General features: G+C 48.5%; 9 protein-coding genes. 7 read left to right on the plus strand and 2 right to left on the minus strand.

What is annotated here, in order from left to right; all coding sequences use genetic code 11:
* Positions 1–4 precede the first annotated feature (4 nt).
* The 7 genes from H7F31_RS10215 (at position 5) to H7F31_RS10245 (ending at position 12,791) form a co-directional block, all read left to right on the plus strand.
* Positions 5–1,186 carry a Gfo/Idh/MocA family protein gene (locus tag H7F31_RS10215; RefSeq protein ID WP_187104065.1) on the plus strand — a complete coding sequence of 394 codons (1,182 nt, stop codon included), beginning with the start codon at positions 5–7 and terminating at the stop codon, positions 1,184–1,186.
* 277 nt (positions 1,187–1,463) lie between these two features.
* Positions 1,464–2,435 carry an AraC family transcriptional regulator gene (locus H7F31_RS10220; protein WP_187104066.1) on the plus strand — a complete coding sequence of 324 codons (972 nt, stop codon included), beginning with the start codon at positions 1,464–1,466 and terminating at the stop codon, positions 2,433–2,435.
* The gene (locus tag H7F31_RS10225) at positions 2,401–4,764 is read left to right on the plus strand and encodes an alpha-L-rhamnosidase-related protein (RefSeq protein ID WP_187104067.1); all 2,364 of its coding nucleotides are present in this window, start codon (positions 2,401–2,403) and stop codon (positions 4,762–4,764) included. Before H7F31_RS10220 ends, H7F31_RS10225 begins: the two co-directional genes overlap by 35 nt.
* A gap of 81 nt (positions 4,765–4,845) precedes the next feature.
* The gene (locus tag H7F31_RS10230) at positions 4,846–6,540 is read left to right on the plus strand and encodes an extracellular solute-binding protein (protein WP_187104068.1); all 1,695 of its coding nucleotides are present in this window, start codon (positions 4,846–4,848) and stop codon (positions 6,538–6,540) included.
* Positions 6,541–6,657: 117 nt separating this feature from the next.
* Positions 6,658–7,617, plus strand: coding sequence for an ABC transporter permease (locus H7F31_RS10235; protein ID WP_179215684.1), 960 nt, complete (start codon positions 6,658–6,660; stop codon positions 7,615–7,617).
* A 17-nt stretch (positions 7,618–7,634) separates the two neighbouring features.
* Positions 7,635–8,516 carry a carbohydrate ABC transporter permease gene (locus tag H7F31_RS10240; protein WP_187104069.1) on the plus strand — a complete coding sequence of 294 codons (882 nt, stop codon included), beginning with the start codon at positions 7,635–7,637 and terminating at the stop codon, positions 8,514–8,516.
* 99 nt (positions 8,517–8,615) lie between these two features.
* Positions 8,616–12,791 carry a DUF4082 domain-containing protein gene (locus H7F31_RS10245; RefSeq protein WP_187104070.1) on the plus strand — a complete coding sequence of 1,392 codons (4,176 nt, stop codon included), beginning with the start codon at positions 8,616–8,618 and terminating at the stop codon, positions 12,789–12,791.
* A 103-nt stretch (positions 12,792–12,894) separates the two neighbouring features.
* On the opposite strand, the gene H7F31_RS10250 is transcribed toward H7F31_RS10245, so the two are convergent.
* Complete coding sequence (locus H7F31_RS10250; RefSeq protein WP_087569639.1) at positions 12,895–13,704, minus strand: ABC transporter ATP-binding protein; 810 nt, start codon at positions 13,702–13,704, stop codon at positions 12,895–12,897.
* A 36-nt stretch (positions 13,705–13,740) separates the two neighbouring features.
* Positions 13,741–14,787, minus strand: coding sequence for a FecCD family ABC transporter permease (locus H7F31_RS10255; RefSeq protein ID WP_187104071.1), 1,047 nt, complete (start codon positions 14,785–14,787; stop codon positions 13,741–13,743).

Here is a 14,787-nt window from a genome sequence, read left to right on the forward strand (position 1 = left end):
AGACATGATTAAATGCGTGAAATTGGCTGTTGTTGGCGGGAGAAGGGGAGCGCATTTTAAAGAAGCGCTGAACGCGTTGACGGATAAAGTGCAGCTGGTCGCCGTATGCGACAAGAACGAAGTCGTATTAAATAAGTGGAAGGCCGAGTATCCAGGCGTACGAGCTTACGACGATTACGAGAAGCTCTTAGAAGACGCGTCAGTGGATGCCGTATTTCTTGCCACTCCGCTGTTTTACCATGCCCAGCAGGCGATAGCTGCGCTGCGTGCCGGCAAGCATGTCATTAGCGAAGTTATCGCTTCTACGTCCATTGAGGACAACTGGGAGCTGATCGAAACGGTCCGGCAAACAGGTCTCACGTACATGATGGCAGAAAACTACTGCTACATGCGGCCGAACATGATGGTCGGTCATATGGCGGAACACGGGGTGTTTGGGGAAATTACGTCCGCGGAATGCGGCTACATCCACGACGTCCGCGAGCTGCTTCATGACTCCGACGGCAGCTTGACTTGGCGAGGGAATCTGTTTCGGGACTACAACGGCTGTACGTATCCGACGCACTCTATCGGACCGATCGCGAAGTGGCTCGGAATCGGCCGAGAGGGCGGGGATGAGCTGGAGAGCCTGACCACTTTCGTGTCCAAAAGCCGTTCGACCGCCAAGTATTTCCACGAACATTTCGGCGACAAGCATCCCGGCTCCAACCCGCAATATTGGGGGCTGGGCGATTCGACCGTCACGTTGCTGCGCACGAAGAAGGGCGTACTCATCACCTTGAAATACGACGTTCAATCCGCGCGTCCGCACAACATGACGCATTATTCGCTGCAAGGAACTTCCGGCGCCTATTTGTCGGGAAGACATGAGCGAGAAGAGCCGTTGATCTGGTTGGAAGGCGCATCCGAGGCCGCTCATCCGGAGTGGGAATCGCTGTGGCGGCATGAAGATCAGTGGGAGCATCCCGTGTGGAGGCGTTGGAGGGAAGCGGCGGAGAAAACCGGTCATGGCGGCGGCGATTTTCTGGTGCTGGAGGAATTCGCTACGGCGATTCTGGAAGAGAGAAAACCCGCTATTGACGTGTATGATGCGGTTGTTTGGAGCTCGATATTCCCGCTGTCGGTAGAGTCCGTCGCTGCGGGCGGCAAGACCGTTCCTTTCGTCGACTTCAAGAAACTAAATTAATATTATAAGCCTTTCATGAGTTCAATGCGAAACTTGTGGAAGGCTTATTTCTATTAATATGTCTATATAGTCCAATAGGTTGTCTTAATTGACCTATTGATGGGTGTGAGATGTGCTTATAATGAAAATGAAAAGATACAAAATCATTCATCCATATTGTCAAACGGGAGGTCGACTAATAGTGATAAAAGAATAAGGTCATTATGATAGCGCTACCAATGTACAGGCGTTTTGCGAAAAAGGCGATAAAGAATTGCGATAGATGGAGGAAATCACTTTGAGTGAGAAAGGTTCAGTCTTCACGGCCTCGGAGCATAATGTACGGGAAGGATTTCCTTTCGCAATCTCGCATTGGATTCACGATGCCGATAAAGAAATTCTTTGGCATAGCCATGAATTCATCGAGATCGTCTTCATTGTAGACGGTTCTACCACACATGTGTTCCAGGCACCGAACTCGAGTAAATTCGAAAGTAAGGTGAGCAAGGGGGACATTTTTATAATAAATCCCGGAGAACTGCACACCTACAAGATTTTAAAAGACGAGCGAATCGAAGTCATTAATATGCTGTTCTATTCTAATATTGTGGATTGGACTCTCATCAGAGACGCCGAAAAAATGGACTTGATGGATTTCTTCTATGTTCAGCCGTTTTTGCCTCCCGAAGCCAGATTCGGAAACGTTCTTAAATTGAACAAGGAAGAAGCGGTGTTTGCCCGTCAAATGGTCGAAAATCTGGCTTATGAGTATAAAAACAAAAAAAACAATTACAAACTGCTGATCAAACTGATCATGACCCAATTAATCGTCGTTTTGAGCCGTATGTTTGCGGAGCAAATGACTGTATATAGCTCACTTGGATTAGTGAAAACGCTTAAAATAGAAAATATTCACCGAGTATTGGGCTATCTGGAACGTCATTACTCCGAAGATATTACATTGGAACAGTTGGCGAAAATCTCTATAAGTAGTGAAAGGCAAATGACCAGGATATTTAAGAGCATAACAGGTGAGACGATATTCGGTTATTTGCACAAGCTCAGGATAGAAAAGGCGAAGAGTCTGCTGCTCGTTACGGATAATAAGATATCGGATATTTGTACAGCGGTAGGGTTCAACGATATCAGCTTCTTTAACAAGGTTTTTAAGAAAATCGTAGGCGTCAGCCCCAAAGATTATCGAACTTCTAAAGCGCAAACAGGGAGCATTAAAAATGAATTTATCAGCACATTGGATATGGGTAGATGACGATCTCGATTACAAAAAGAAGGCGTGTCACTTTAAACGGGATTTCGTGGCGGACGTTCTTCCCGAAAACTATCAAGTGTTCGTTTCCGCGGATAGTCTTTATCAATTGTTCGTTAACGGACAATTCGTTTCTAGAGGTCCTTGTAAAGGGGACGATTACAGGCAATATTTCGATCGCGTCGATTTAGCCCCGTACATGCGGGTAGGGACGAACGTTATCGTTGCATCGGTCATCCGCTTCCCGAATGAAAGCTTGAGCAATCTTTCGTTCAAGACCGGTACGATCTCCGTCGTATCTTCGTCCCGCGGCGGCTTTCTGCTCGCGGAAGAACGGAACCTCGATCTGAACTTGGGTCTGTCGACGGACGATAAGTGGAAGGCCATGCCTAACAATGCTATTTCGTTTAGGGAAGCTGAACATGCTAAATATGCCGGTGACATGGAAGACGTAGACGGGAACGAATTTCCTTATCGCTGGGAGTTAAATGCCGCTGATATCGGTATCTGGAAGAACGCCAAAACGATTTGCACCGCGGATTCCTCTCTCAAAGGCGGCTTGCTTAACCAATGGCAGCTTACGGAGAGAGACATCCCATTCCTGTACGAGAAGGATATCGGCTTCGCCCGCGTGATGAAATCCAGCAATGAACGAATCCCATGGATGGATTTAATCGAGGGCAAAGAGGTAAATATTCCAGCAGGCGTGCATGAATGGGCAGAGTTGGACGTCGGGGAATTGACTACGGCTCGTTTGAAATTGCTGATGACCGGTTCCCAAAATTCCAAAATCAAAATGACGTACGCGGAGAGCTATGTAGCAGAATTCGACAACAGCGGAAATCTGTATAAAGGGATTCGAGACGACGCGAAGGGATGGCTGCAAGGAGAATTCGACCGCTATTTGTTGAGGGAGGGGACACAATTTTACGAGCCTTTTTCATACAGGACTTTTCGATTCCTGCGGCTCGATATCGAAGCGACGGATCAGTCTTTAACGATCAAACGGTTGCAGCTTACAGAAACGGGTTATCCACTCGAGATTAAAGGAAGTTGGAAGTCCGGGCATTCCAAGTGGCAAAAGTTATGGGACATCAGCGTTCGAACGCTGCAGCGATGTATGCACGACACCTATATCGATAGTCCCTACTACGAACGCATGCAATATTCGATGGATACGATGCTGCAGATGTTGTTTACTTACCGGCTGTCTACGGATGATAGGCTTGCGAGGAAAGCGATATTCGACTTTCATAGCTCCGTCATGCCTAACGGGATGATGGCATGCAACTGGCCGGCTAAGTTCAAGCAGGTCATTCCGGGATTCTCGATCTATTGGATCATCATGCTTCGTGATCATTACGAATATTTTGGAGATTTAGAGCTTATAAGCAAATATTTACCGACCGTCGAGCGAGTTCTAAATTATTTTATTGCGAAAATAGACAGCCGTACAGAATTGATTTCGGATATCGGATACTGGCAGTTCGTAGACTGGGTCGAAGAATGGACGGACTCATTCGGTTCGCCGCTTCAAGAAAGTGAATCCATCAATGTGATCTATAACCTGATGGTCGTATACGGACTGAGGACCGCAGCCCAATTGAATCGGTACGCAAATCGCGAGGATGTCGCCGCGGAGTTCGAGACGAGAGCCGTTCTTCTCTCGAGAGCTATATATTCCTCGGCATGGTCTCCCGTTGAGGGTATGTACAAAGACACGCCGAATCGGGAGGATTTCAGCCAGCATGCACAGGTATGGGCGGTTCTTGGCGACGTGTTGGTTGGGGACGCAGCCAAATCGGCGATGTTGAAGAGTCTAAATGAAAAAAAGGTAGCCAAATGTTCGTATTCCATGTCGTTTTTCTTGTTCAGGGCTTTAGAGAAAGTTGGATTATATAGCCATACGAATAGCCTTTGGGACAACTGGATTCAACTGTTGGACAAGAACGTCACGACATGGCCGGAAGACCCGGTGACGCAGAGAAGCGATTGCCATGCATGGGGGGCAATTCCGATCTACGAATTTTCAGCTTGCATTCTGGGGGTAAAGCCTCTACAGCCCGGCTATGAAGAAATTCTGATCGAACCGCATGCGGAGTATTTCCGACAAGCTGAAGGCACGGTGTCTACACGGTGGGGACCGGTGTACGTGAAATGGGAACGCGACGATCATCGATTCGGCCTTCGGGTTCGATTGCCGGAGCCTCGCAAGACGGTGGTGGTGATGCCCAATGGCGAGCGGCAGGTATTCGCGGGCAGAACAGAATTTTCTCTTGAACAAGGAACCGGGGTTGCATATGCGAACGGAGGAGGTGAAGGCATGGATTGAATATATCAAGTATTTATCGGAGCGGGATGGATTGCTTAAACACGATTACAATTGGTCTTATCTACTAGAGGGGGAGAATCTATGAAACGATTTCGAATGGGAATGACTTCACTTTTGCTGTTGGCAATGGTATGGTTGGCGGCTTGCTCGAACAATCCGGCGCCTTCTTCTTCACAGCCGTCTTCAGCTACGAGCGACTCCAAAGATCCTTACGTTATTCAAGTGCTTCACTCCACGGCAACGAACATTAAGAAGAGCGATGAAACCGAAATCGGAAAAGTAATCAAGGAGAAATTCAACATCGTTTTCGAGTATGTCAGCTTTACCGGGAACGAGCTGGATCAGATGAATTTGATGCTGTCCGCGGGCAACTATCCCGAAATCGTGAGACTTTCCGACAACAGCGTATTGGATAAATACATTAGAGCCGGTGCGCTTCTGCCGCTGGACGATTTTCTAACTAACGCTCCGGAATTTAAAAAGCGTTACGATGCTCAAATCCCGCTTTGGCGTTTGCCTGCCCATGATAGCAAACTGTACAAGTGGGAAAATAACGTTCCGACGGATTTCAAAAATAATCTGGAAGCTCTGGATGTCGCGGTGCGCATCGATGTTCTGGAAAAAGCGGGTTGGCCTGAGCTGTTATCGACGGACGACTACATTCAATTTTTGAAGCAAGCCATGAAAGATCATCCGTCAACGAACGGACAGAAGTCAATCGGGATGACGGTTCCTTTTGCGGAGCCTTGGGGCGTTCAAGGGATTGCCCCGATTATGTATGAAAAAGGCGGAAGATACAGTACCGCAGCCGGTAATTTGAGCGTCATATGGAATCAGGTCGATCAACAATATGTCGATATGATGGAAAACGAGTATGTGAAAGAAGGCTTCTTTTTCTTCAATCAGCTTTATCGGGAAGGGATTTTGGACAAGGACAGTTTTACGGATTTATTGCCGCAGGCGACGGAGAAGCTAGTGAGCGGAAGGGCGTTATCCACCTGGTATCCCGTAAGTGTGGACAACGCTTCCGCGATCAAATCCGGTCATCCCGAGTGGCAAATGATTAATTTGCCGATCCGCAGCAAGACGCAAATCGAGCGAAACGAAAAGCGCCAAATCCGCGTTGAGGATACCCGGTCCTATGAAATGTACTCGATTACCAAAAACGCCAAAGATTCCAAAAGAATTTTCGAGCTGCTGGAATGGGCCGCCTCCGATGAAGGGAAAATACTGCTCCAGTCCGGTATCGAGGGAAAGCATTACACGATCGAGAATGGCAAACGCGTAGCGACGGAGGACTATAAAAACATTATCAACGATCCTATGCAAAGCTCCCAAGTCGGATTCCGCATGTTCCCGTTTCTTGGCTACGTTGGCACGAATGCGCCTGACGGAGTTCCGTACGATATGAAAATGGATCCGGTTTTAACGGATGAGATGACGCTTTCGCCGGAGTTGAAAAACGCTTATACCCAGTTGGGATGGACGGATTCGAAGCAGTATTGGCGCGAGACGGGCAAAGCAGCACCAACCGGAATCGCCGCCGCTATCGCCATCGATTCCACTTCGGAATTGGGAGCATTGCAGCAGAAACTGATCGAATTCAGAGTTAAAAATACCACGAAGCTGATCATTGAGCCTAAGAGCGACGAGGACTTCGAAAAGCTGTACAGCCAGATTATAAACGATTATCGGAAACTGGAGCCGGAGAAAGTTGTGAACATGTACAACCAGCTCTATCAAGAAAAACTGGCTCAACTTGAATCTTTGAAATAATCAATCGTTTGATCTGGAGATTAACGGACAAGCCGATCAAAATTGCGGATGTCCGTTAATCGCCAACAGCTTTGACGAATCAACGCGGGAAATGCACAAACGATGGGGGAATACCATATGGGAACCGGGTTCGAAGCAACTCATGCAAACCGTTCCGAGGCAAGACAAAAAATGTTTAGAAAAGCTTTGAATCAACGCTATTTATATTTCATGATCCTGCCCGCAATCGCCGTCGTCATTACGTTTAATTACGTGCCTCTATTCGGTTGGGCGATCGCTTTCATAAATTATCGTCCGGGATTTAGCCTATGGCAATCCGATTGGACAGGGTTGGAGCAATTCAAATCGTTTTTCATGCAAAGCGACGATTACATTCATGTTCTTCGCAACACGCTGGCTATGAATGTGGGTTCCTTGTTTTTTAATTTGGTAAGCGCCTTCTTTTTCACGATTCTTCTGAATGAGATCCGAATAAAGTTATTCGGAAAAATCATTCAAACGGCGACTTTTTTTCCGTTCTTCGTATCTTGGGTCATCATTTATACCCTGGTCAACGCGTTGTTTGCCCCATCTTCGGGCGCCGTTAACGAAACGTTAGTTAACTGGGGCATTCTCGAGGAAGGACTCAATATTCTGGGCGATAAGAAATACTCTTGGCCGTTAATGATTTTTTTGGGGAATTGGAAGTACTTAGGGTACAATACGGTCATTTTTTTAGCGGCTATTGCCGCGATTTCGAACGAAGAATATGAAGCGGCGGATATCGAAGGGGCTAATCGTTTCCAGAAAATAAGGTATATTACGATACCCAATCTGATGCCGACGGCGATCGTGCTGCTTATTCTCAATAGCGGATGGGTTCTCAACTCAAGCTTGGAGTCGTTTTTCTTGTTTACGAATACGGCAAACTGGGAGACTATGGAAGTCTTCGACATGTACATTTACAAGTTTGGGTTGCAATTGCTGAACTATCCTTACGCAACGGCAGTCGGAATCATGAAAACCTTCGCAAGCATATTGCTGCTTCTATCGGTTAACGCGATTGCCAAAAGATCGACAGGGAAGTCCATCTTATAACGATTGAAGGTGAAACAATGAAAAGAAAGACGGCAGGCGGGCTTGCGTTCGATCTTTTAAATTATATTTTTATGGTCATCGTCTTATGTATCATGGTTCTTCCGTTTCTATATATTGTAAGCTATTCGTTAAGCGATCCTAGCCGGTTAAAAGGAGGATTCGTCCTTATTCCAGCCGGATTGTCCTTCGATGCATACAAGCTAGCTTTTAAAGACCCAGCAATCGTCCAGGGGATCTTCATCTCCGTGGCGAGAACGCTCGTCGGACCCGCATTAATGCTCCTCGTTACCTCCATGGCCGGTTATGTTCTAACCCGGAACGAATTGGTAGGGGTCCGGTTTTTGCGCAAATTTTTTGTGTTTACCCTTTATATTTCTAGCGGCCTCATTCCTTTGTATCTTGTAATGAATTATTTGAATTTGCTAGGCACCTTCATGGTTTATATTCTGCCGGCCGCCGTGTCCGTTTTTAATATGATCCTGATCAAAACCTATATCGAAGGTATGCCTAAAGGTCTCGAAGAAGCGGCCGTTATGGACGGAGCGAATGAATTCGTTCTCTTCTTTAGAGTCATCTTTCCCGTTTGTCTTCCGGTCTTAGCGGCGGTGACATTATTCGAAAGCGTCAACCAGTGGAATGCATTCATCGATACGCAAATCTACAATACGATGTCTCCGAATTTATTTTCGTTGCAATATGTGCTGTACAATACGTTAAACTCAACGACATCCAATCTGGAGCTGTTGAAATCTCAAGTATCCAACAACCAAAACATCGCGACGCCGCAAAGCCTGAAAATGGCGATTACGGTCATTACGGTGCTGCCGATCGCCTGCGTGTATCCGTTCTTGCAAAGGTTCTTTATGAAAGGTTTGTTAATTGGTTCGATTAAAGGATAGTAGGAGACCTAACGACATGACATAAGGAAGAGGCCGATCTGCGCGTCAGAAGATACGGGCAGGGAGTCGGTTAATTAACAAGCAGGGGTGAGTGGTTTTATGAGAAGAACGAACGAGTTCACGAGGATGTTCAACCTTTTCATCACGGCGATTCTGGTTGTTGTCATGACGATGACGGGAATATCGCCACAGCAGAGAGCGTACGCCGAACCAAGCTCCGATGTAGCGGATATTGCCATCCCATGGCCTGTAACTGCAACGATCGGCAAGGAAAGCGGGGGAGTGGTGCTCAAGATAGACGGGGAGATCGTCAACCCCGTTTTCATGTACGGAAACACGATGAAGCAATTTCCGGATTACTCCGCATTTTTGGACACGATCGACAAGGTCAAGACGCGTGATGTCCATGGCTATATGTGGGTGAACGTGCTAAAAGACAATGCTTGGAACGCACAGGTGAACGATGACGTTTTTACCCGCGACCCGAATGCATACGGCATCATTAGAGTCGGACTTCAAGATGAAATGTCGTTTGACGCCGGAGAATATTCGATCACCGAGAAAGGCAATCGGCCCGGATGGCCTTCGGTCGCGTCCATGGCTTGGAGAAGCGAGCTGGATTCCACGATTTCGAATTACTTGGAATGGTTAAGCCAGCAGCCTTATGCGAATCGAATTATAGGCTTTCAAATTATGGGCATGGAAACGGGAGAGTGGTTTTATAACTCCAATGATCTTAGCGTTGGCAACGGCGAGGACTATTCGGCTCCGATGGTTGCGGCGTTCAGGCAGTGGCTGACGGATAAGTACGGATCGGATGCGGCGCTCAAGGCGGCATGGAACGATCCGGGAGTCACGCTGGCAACTGCATCAATTCCAACGGCTGCCGAAAGGGACTATACGTCGGAAAACTACTTCAGGTCGATGGCAACCGAGGGGAAAACGATTGATTATCAAACCTTTTATAGCGAAGAGATAGCGGGGATGATCAATTACGTAGCCGGACTTTTCAAGCAAAAAACGGATTCGAGAGTGCTTGTAGGGGCTATGTACGGCTATCCGTATATGTTCGCGACCTATGTTCGTCCTTCGAATCACGGTCACCAAGGGCTTAGAAAAATATTGGAGTCAAATGAAATCGACTTCATCGGGGCGCCGGTACAATACAACAATAGGCGCATGGGCTTAAGCGCCGAACCGATGGGCGCATTTGATTCTCTTGCGCTTAACGGGAAAATGCTGATCGTCGAAAACGATACGAGAACGCACGTCATCGATAGCACGCCATATACGGACGACCAAACTTATCGGCCTAGGGTGTTCAGCCTGCAGGAAACGCTCGATGCCACAAGGCGGGAAACCGCCAACGAGATTATTACCGGGGGCGGACAGTACTGGATGGATCTGTTTTCGCACGGATGGTGGAACGATGAGGACATCTGGGACGAGAATCAGAAGCTCATCGCATTGCAGGGGAGCAAGTATCTGATTTCCGCGGACAGAACCTTTAGGCCCGATGTCGCGGTCATTTTGGACGAAGAGTCTTACAGTTATCATACCTTGATTACGAATTACAATACGCCTACCAATAACCCTTATGCTCCAACGGATCAACCCGATAGCGGGTTCGGTCATTTGCTCGCGAGACAGCAGAGAGAATTGGCCAAAAGCGGTGTGAAATACGGGTACTACCTCATGTCGGACGTCGACAAAATCCCAAGCACCGTTAAAACTTATATTTTCCTGAACGCTTACCGGGTGACAAACGCTCAAAAGGCCAGCATCGATAATTTGAAGAAAGACAATAACGTTTTGGTCTTCATTCGTGCGCCTGGCTATTTCAACGACACCGGTTCGGATGTAACGAATATTTCCAATCTAACCGGGATGACCATGAGCAAGGCGACGCACACCAGTCCGGCAACCCAAATCTTCGATTCGTCCGACCCGGTCACGGCAGGCAGCGGAGTGTCGGTATACGGCGGCTGGAAAATAAGCGGAGATACGGGCGAGGTCGAACCCGTCTACTCTTACACGCCGTCCTTTTACGTAACAGATAGTCAAGCCGCTGCAATCGGACATTACGACACGGATCCAGGAAAAGTTTCTTTCGCCAGGAAGGAATTCGGGAATTGGACTTCGATCTTCAGCGCGTCAGGTTCTTTGCCGGCCGGTCTGATTAGATCGATCGCGGTGAATGTCGGCGGCGCTCATTCCTACTACAACGAGGGGACCGATAACGTCCGTACCGACGGGAAAATTTTAATGATGCACGCTAGCGTCGGTAACTCGGGAATCAAAACGATTTATTTACCTCGTCCTTCTAGAGTCGTTGACCTTATCGCTAATCGTACCGTTGCCACGGGCGCAACGTCGTTCAGCTTCTATCTGGGAGAAACGCGAACGGCTCTATACAATATTTTACCAAATGATAGCCTGATAGAAGAAGTCGAAGGCGGAACGGTAACCAAATCGGGCTCTTGGTCGGATGACATGAAATATGGATACAGCGGCGGCAAGGCCGTCATTTCCAATCAAGCAGGCGACAGCATCTCTTACGCGTTCAACGGAACGGATCTCTCGCTTAAAGCTTCTACCGGTCCGAACAGAGGCAGGGCAAACGTCGTCATTGACGGCATCGAGTACCCGTATATCGAATTGTATTCCACCGATTTCGAATATAATAAGGAATTCGTTATCGCCCAGGGGTTGCCTTCCGGGCCTCATACGATCGAGATTACGGTAGACGATAACAAGCATAGAAACTCTTCCGGCACCGCAATTGCGTTAGATGCCTTCGTAGTGGGGGAAACGGTAACCGGGCCCGGATCAACGCCGGCTCCGTTTCCGGTTCAACAAACGATCTTTACGACACAAACTCCGCTTGCCTATGGCTCGGATGCGTTATATGAACTGGGAACGAAATTCAAAACGACCGTTGACGGTTCCATTACGAAAGTCAGACTGTATTCCGGCGTTAACGAAGGCGAACTCCACAAAGTCAGCATTTGGAGAGTGAGCGATGGAACGAGATTATCCGGACCGCATAACTGGATCCTTTCTCCGGGGAATTCCGAATGGAAGGAATTCGAACTCCCAGCGCCATTAAAGATTAAGGCAAATACCGATTATATCGTTTCCGTTACGAACAGTCCCACCGATAAAATTTACGCCGTATCGGACGACGGTTTTAACGCTCCGATTTCGAACAGAAATCTGGTCACCTACTCCGGTAGCGGGGTGTATTCCGGCACGTTAGGTTCGATGCCGAACGCGACTAGCCTAAATCGGAATTATTTTAGGGATATCGTTTTCATACCGAGCAATTCGGAACAAATTTTTACATCGCAGGTTCCTGAAACGTTCTCTTACGATGCGCAATATGAACTGGGTACGAAGTTTAAGACGAAGATAAAAGGTTTTATTACGAAGGTAAAAGTTTTTGCAAGCGAGGAAGAGGGAGGCAACCATTCCGTCAGCCTATGGAGGGCAAGCGATGGAGTGCGCATAGCTGGGCCCTATACCTGGAATATCGCTTCAGGAACCTCAGGTTGGAAGGAATACGAGCTCCCCTCGCCTCTGAGCATCGATGCCGAAGTCGATTACATTGTATCCGTTACGAATAGTTCAACCGACAAGCAATATGCCGTCTCGGATAATGGTTTGAGCAGTCCGATTCAGAATGGGCATATGGTCACCTACGTCGGCAGCGGAGTATACTCCGCCACGTTGGGTTCCATGCCGACGGAAACGAATCTGAATCGAAGTTACTTTAGGGATATCGTATTCGTACCTGCACACGGGGAGAGTGTCCTTGCCGCGCAAACGCCGAGCGGTTACGGGTCGGATCAGCAATACGAATTAGGAACGAAATTCAAGACGACGGTTAACGGTCATATTTCCCGAGCGCGGTTGTTCACCCATGAATACGAAGGCGGCAATCATACCATAAGGATATGGAAAGCGAGTGACGGCACACTGCTTGCCGGCCCTTATCAATGGAATGTAACCGCTGGAGTCCGCGGCTGGAGAGAGTTTATATTGCCGACTGCTTTAAGCGTAGCAGCTAATGAGGATTACATTATATCGATTACCAATAGTTCCACGGATAAGGTTTATGCATTCGCGGAAAATGGTTACGACAGTCCGATCGTTAACGGCCATTTAGTCACCTACGCGGGCAGCGGCGTATTTTCCGGCACGTTGGGTACGATGCCTACAGCGACTTACGGCCAGAGAAACTATTTCAGGGATGTTGTCTTTCAGCCGGGATGACCGATGCAGGCTTCCCACGACCGACCGGCTAAACTCTCCCACCTTAAACAAAAAAAGAGCATGTTCAATTTGACATGCTCTTTTTGTATGGAATTAGCGGCATTTATTTAGAGTGCGAATCTTTAAGGCTTCGACCTTTGCCATGAGGAATGCACAGCGGCGTCCCGAAGATGGGATCGACCGTCATTTGGCATGCCATGCCGAACACTTCGCGTATCAGTTGTTCGGTCATAATAACCTCAGGCTTGCCTTGGGCATGTATATGCCCGTCTTTTACGGCCACGATGTGGTCCGCATAACGGCAGGCTAGATTGATATCATGAAGGACCATGACGATGGTCCGTTTTTCTTGACCGTTCAGGTCGAACAGCAAATCAAGGATTTCGATCTGATGGGACATATCCAGGTAAGTGGTTGGCTCATCCAGCAAAATGGTTGGCGTATTCTGTGCCAGGGTCATCGCGATCCAGGCGCGCTGGCGTTGACCTCCGGACAGCGAATCGATCGAAAGCGAGGATAACTCCTTCATGTGAGTAACCTCAAGCGCCCGGTTAACCATTCTCTCGTCTTCGCGCGTCCATTGCTGCAGCCAGCTTTGATACGGGTAGCGACCTTGTTTGACGAGCTGGTGAACGGTTAATCCTTCCGGGGCAAGCGGACCTTGAGGCAATATAGCGAGCCGTCTGGCAATTTCTTTGCTCGAAAGTTTGGCGATTTCGGTTCCGTCGAGCAGGATAGACCCTTCTTGCGGTTTTAGCAGGCGGGCCAGGGACCGAAGCAACGTCGATTTGCCGCAGCCATTGCTGCCGATCAACACGGTAATTTGTCCCGATGGCACAAGCAAGTCCAGTTGATTGAAAATTTCTTTTTGCCCGTACGATAACGTCAAGTTTTTCGCTTGAATGGAGGACATGGGAACGGCTCCTTTTGTAATGGAATGCGGCAACGGCTAGGCGCCGTTGCGATGTCGGTACAACAAGTAGATGAAGAACGGCGCTCCGATCGCGGCCGTAAACACGCCAGCGGGAATATCCAGCGGCAAAAAAGCAATCCTTGCAACGAGATCGGACAACAGCAGTACTAAAGAACCGATAAGCGCAGACACCGGGATGACGCCTCCGTACGAAGGACCTACAAGCTTGCGGGCGATATGCGGGGCCATTAAGCCAATGAAGTTAATTGCTCCGCCGATAGAAACGGCCGCACCTGCCAGCGCGACGCTGATGATGAGCAAAATTGTCCGTTTGATCTGAACGGAGCTTCCTACGCTTGTAGCGACTTCATCGCCAAGTTCCTGTACGTTAAGGTGGCGAGCGTACAGGATCGCGACCGGGAACAGCACAACGATCCAAGGCAGCAACGTGTAAACGTCTCTTACCCAAGAGACGCCGTATATGCTGCCGGTCATAAAGGTAAATGCCTTTACTGCAACTGCCGTAGGCGTGAACGACGATGTCAGGATTAGCATGTACGTAACAGCCGTTATCGCGGTAGCCATCCCGATGCCGATGAGGACGAGCCTTAACGGGGTCACGCCTTTACGGTAAGCAAATAAGTAGATCAAAAAAGCCGCGGCAAACGCTCCGAGTATCGCGCTCAGTGGCATATAGCGAATGCTGACATGCGAGAAGTACAGGATAAAGATGACGGTTCCCAAGGAAGCTCCGCCCGAAATGCCGATAATATCCGGGGAAGTCAGCGGATTTCTCACAATCCCTTGCAGCAAGGCGCCGGATACCGCGAGAGCGGAGCCGACCATTACGGCAATGATGACGCGAGGCATCCGAAGCGACTCGATGATCATGGTGTCGGGCGAATCCAAGGTTCCAAACAATATACGAATGACGTTGGCGGGGCTGATCGTCTTGCTGCCCAGCCCGACGCATACGACGATGGCCGCGATGTTGGCAAGGAGGAGCATGAGGATCACCATGACCGTACGGCGCTCGAGCTGGAAGGAAAACATACGGTTTCTAATCGTGACAAGTTTGCTCAT

It is taken from the genome of Paenibacillus sp. PAMC21692 (assembly GCF_014303795.1).
GTDB classification, from domain to species: Bacteria; Bacillota; Bacilli; order Paenibacillales; family Paenibacillaceae; genus Pristimantibacillus; species Pristimantibacillus agaridevorans.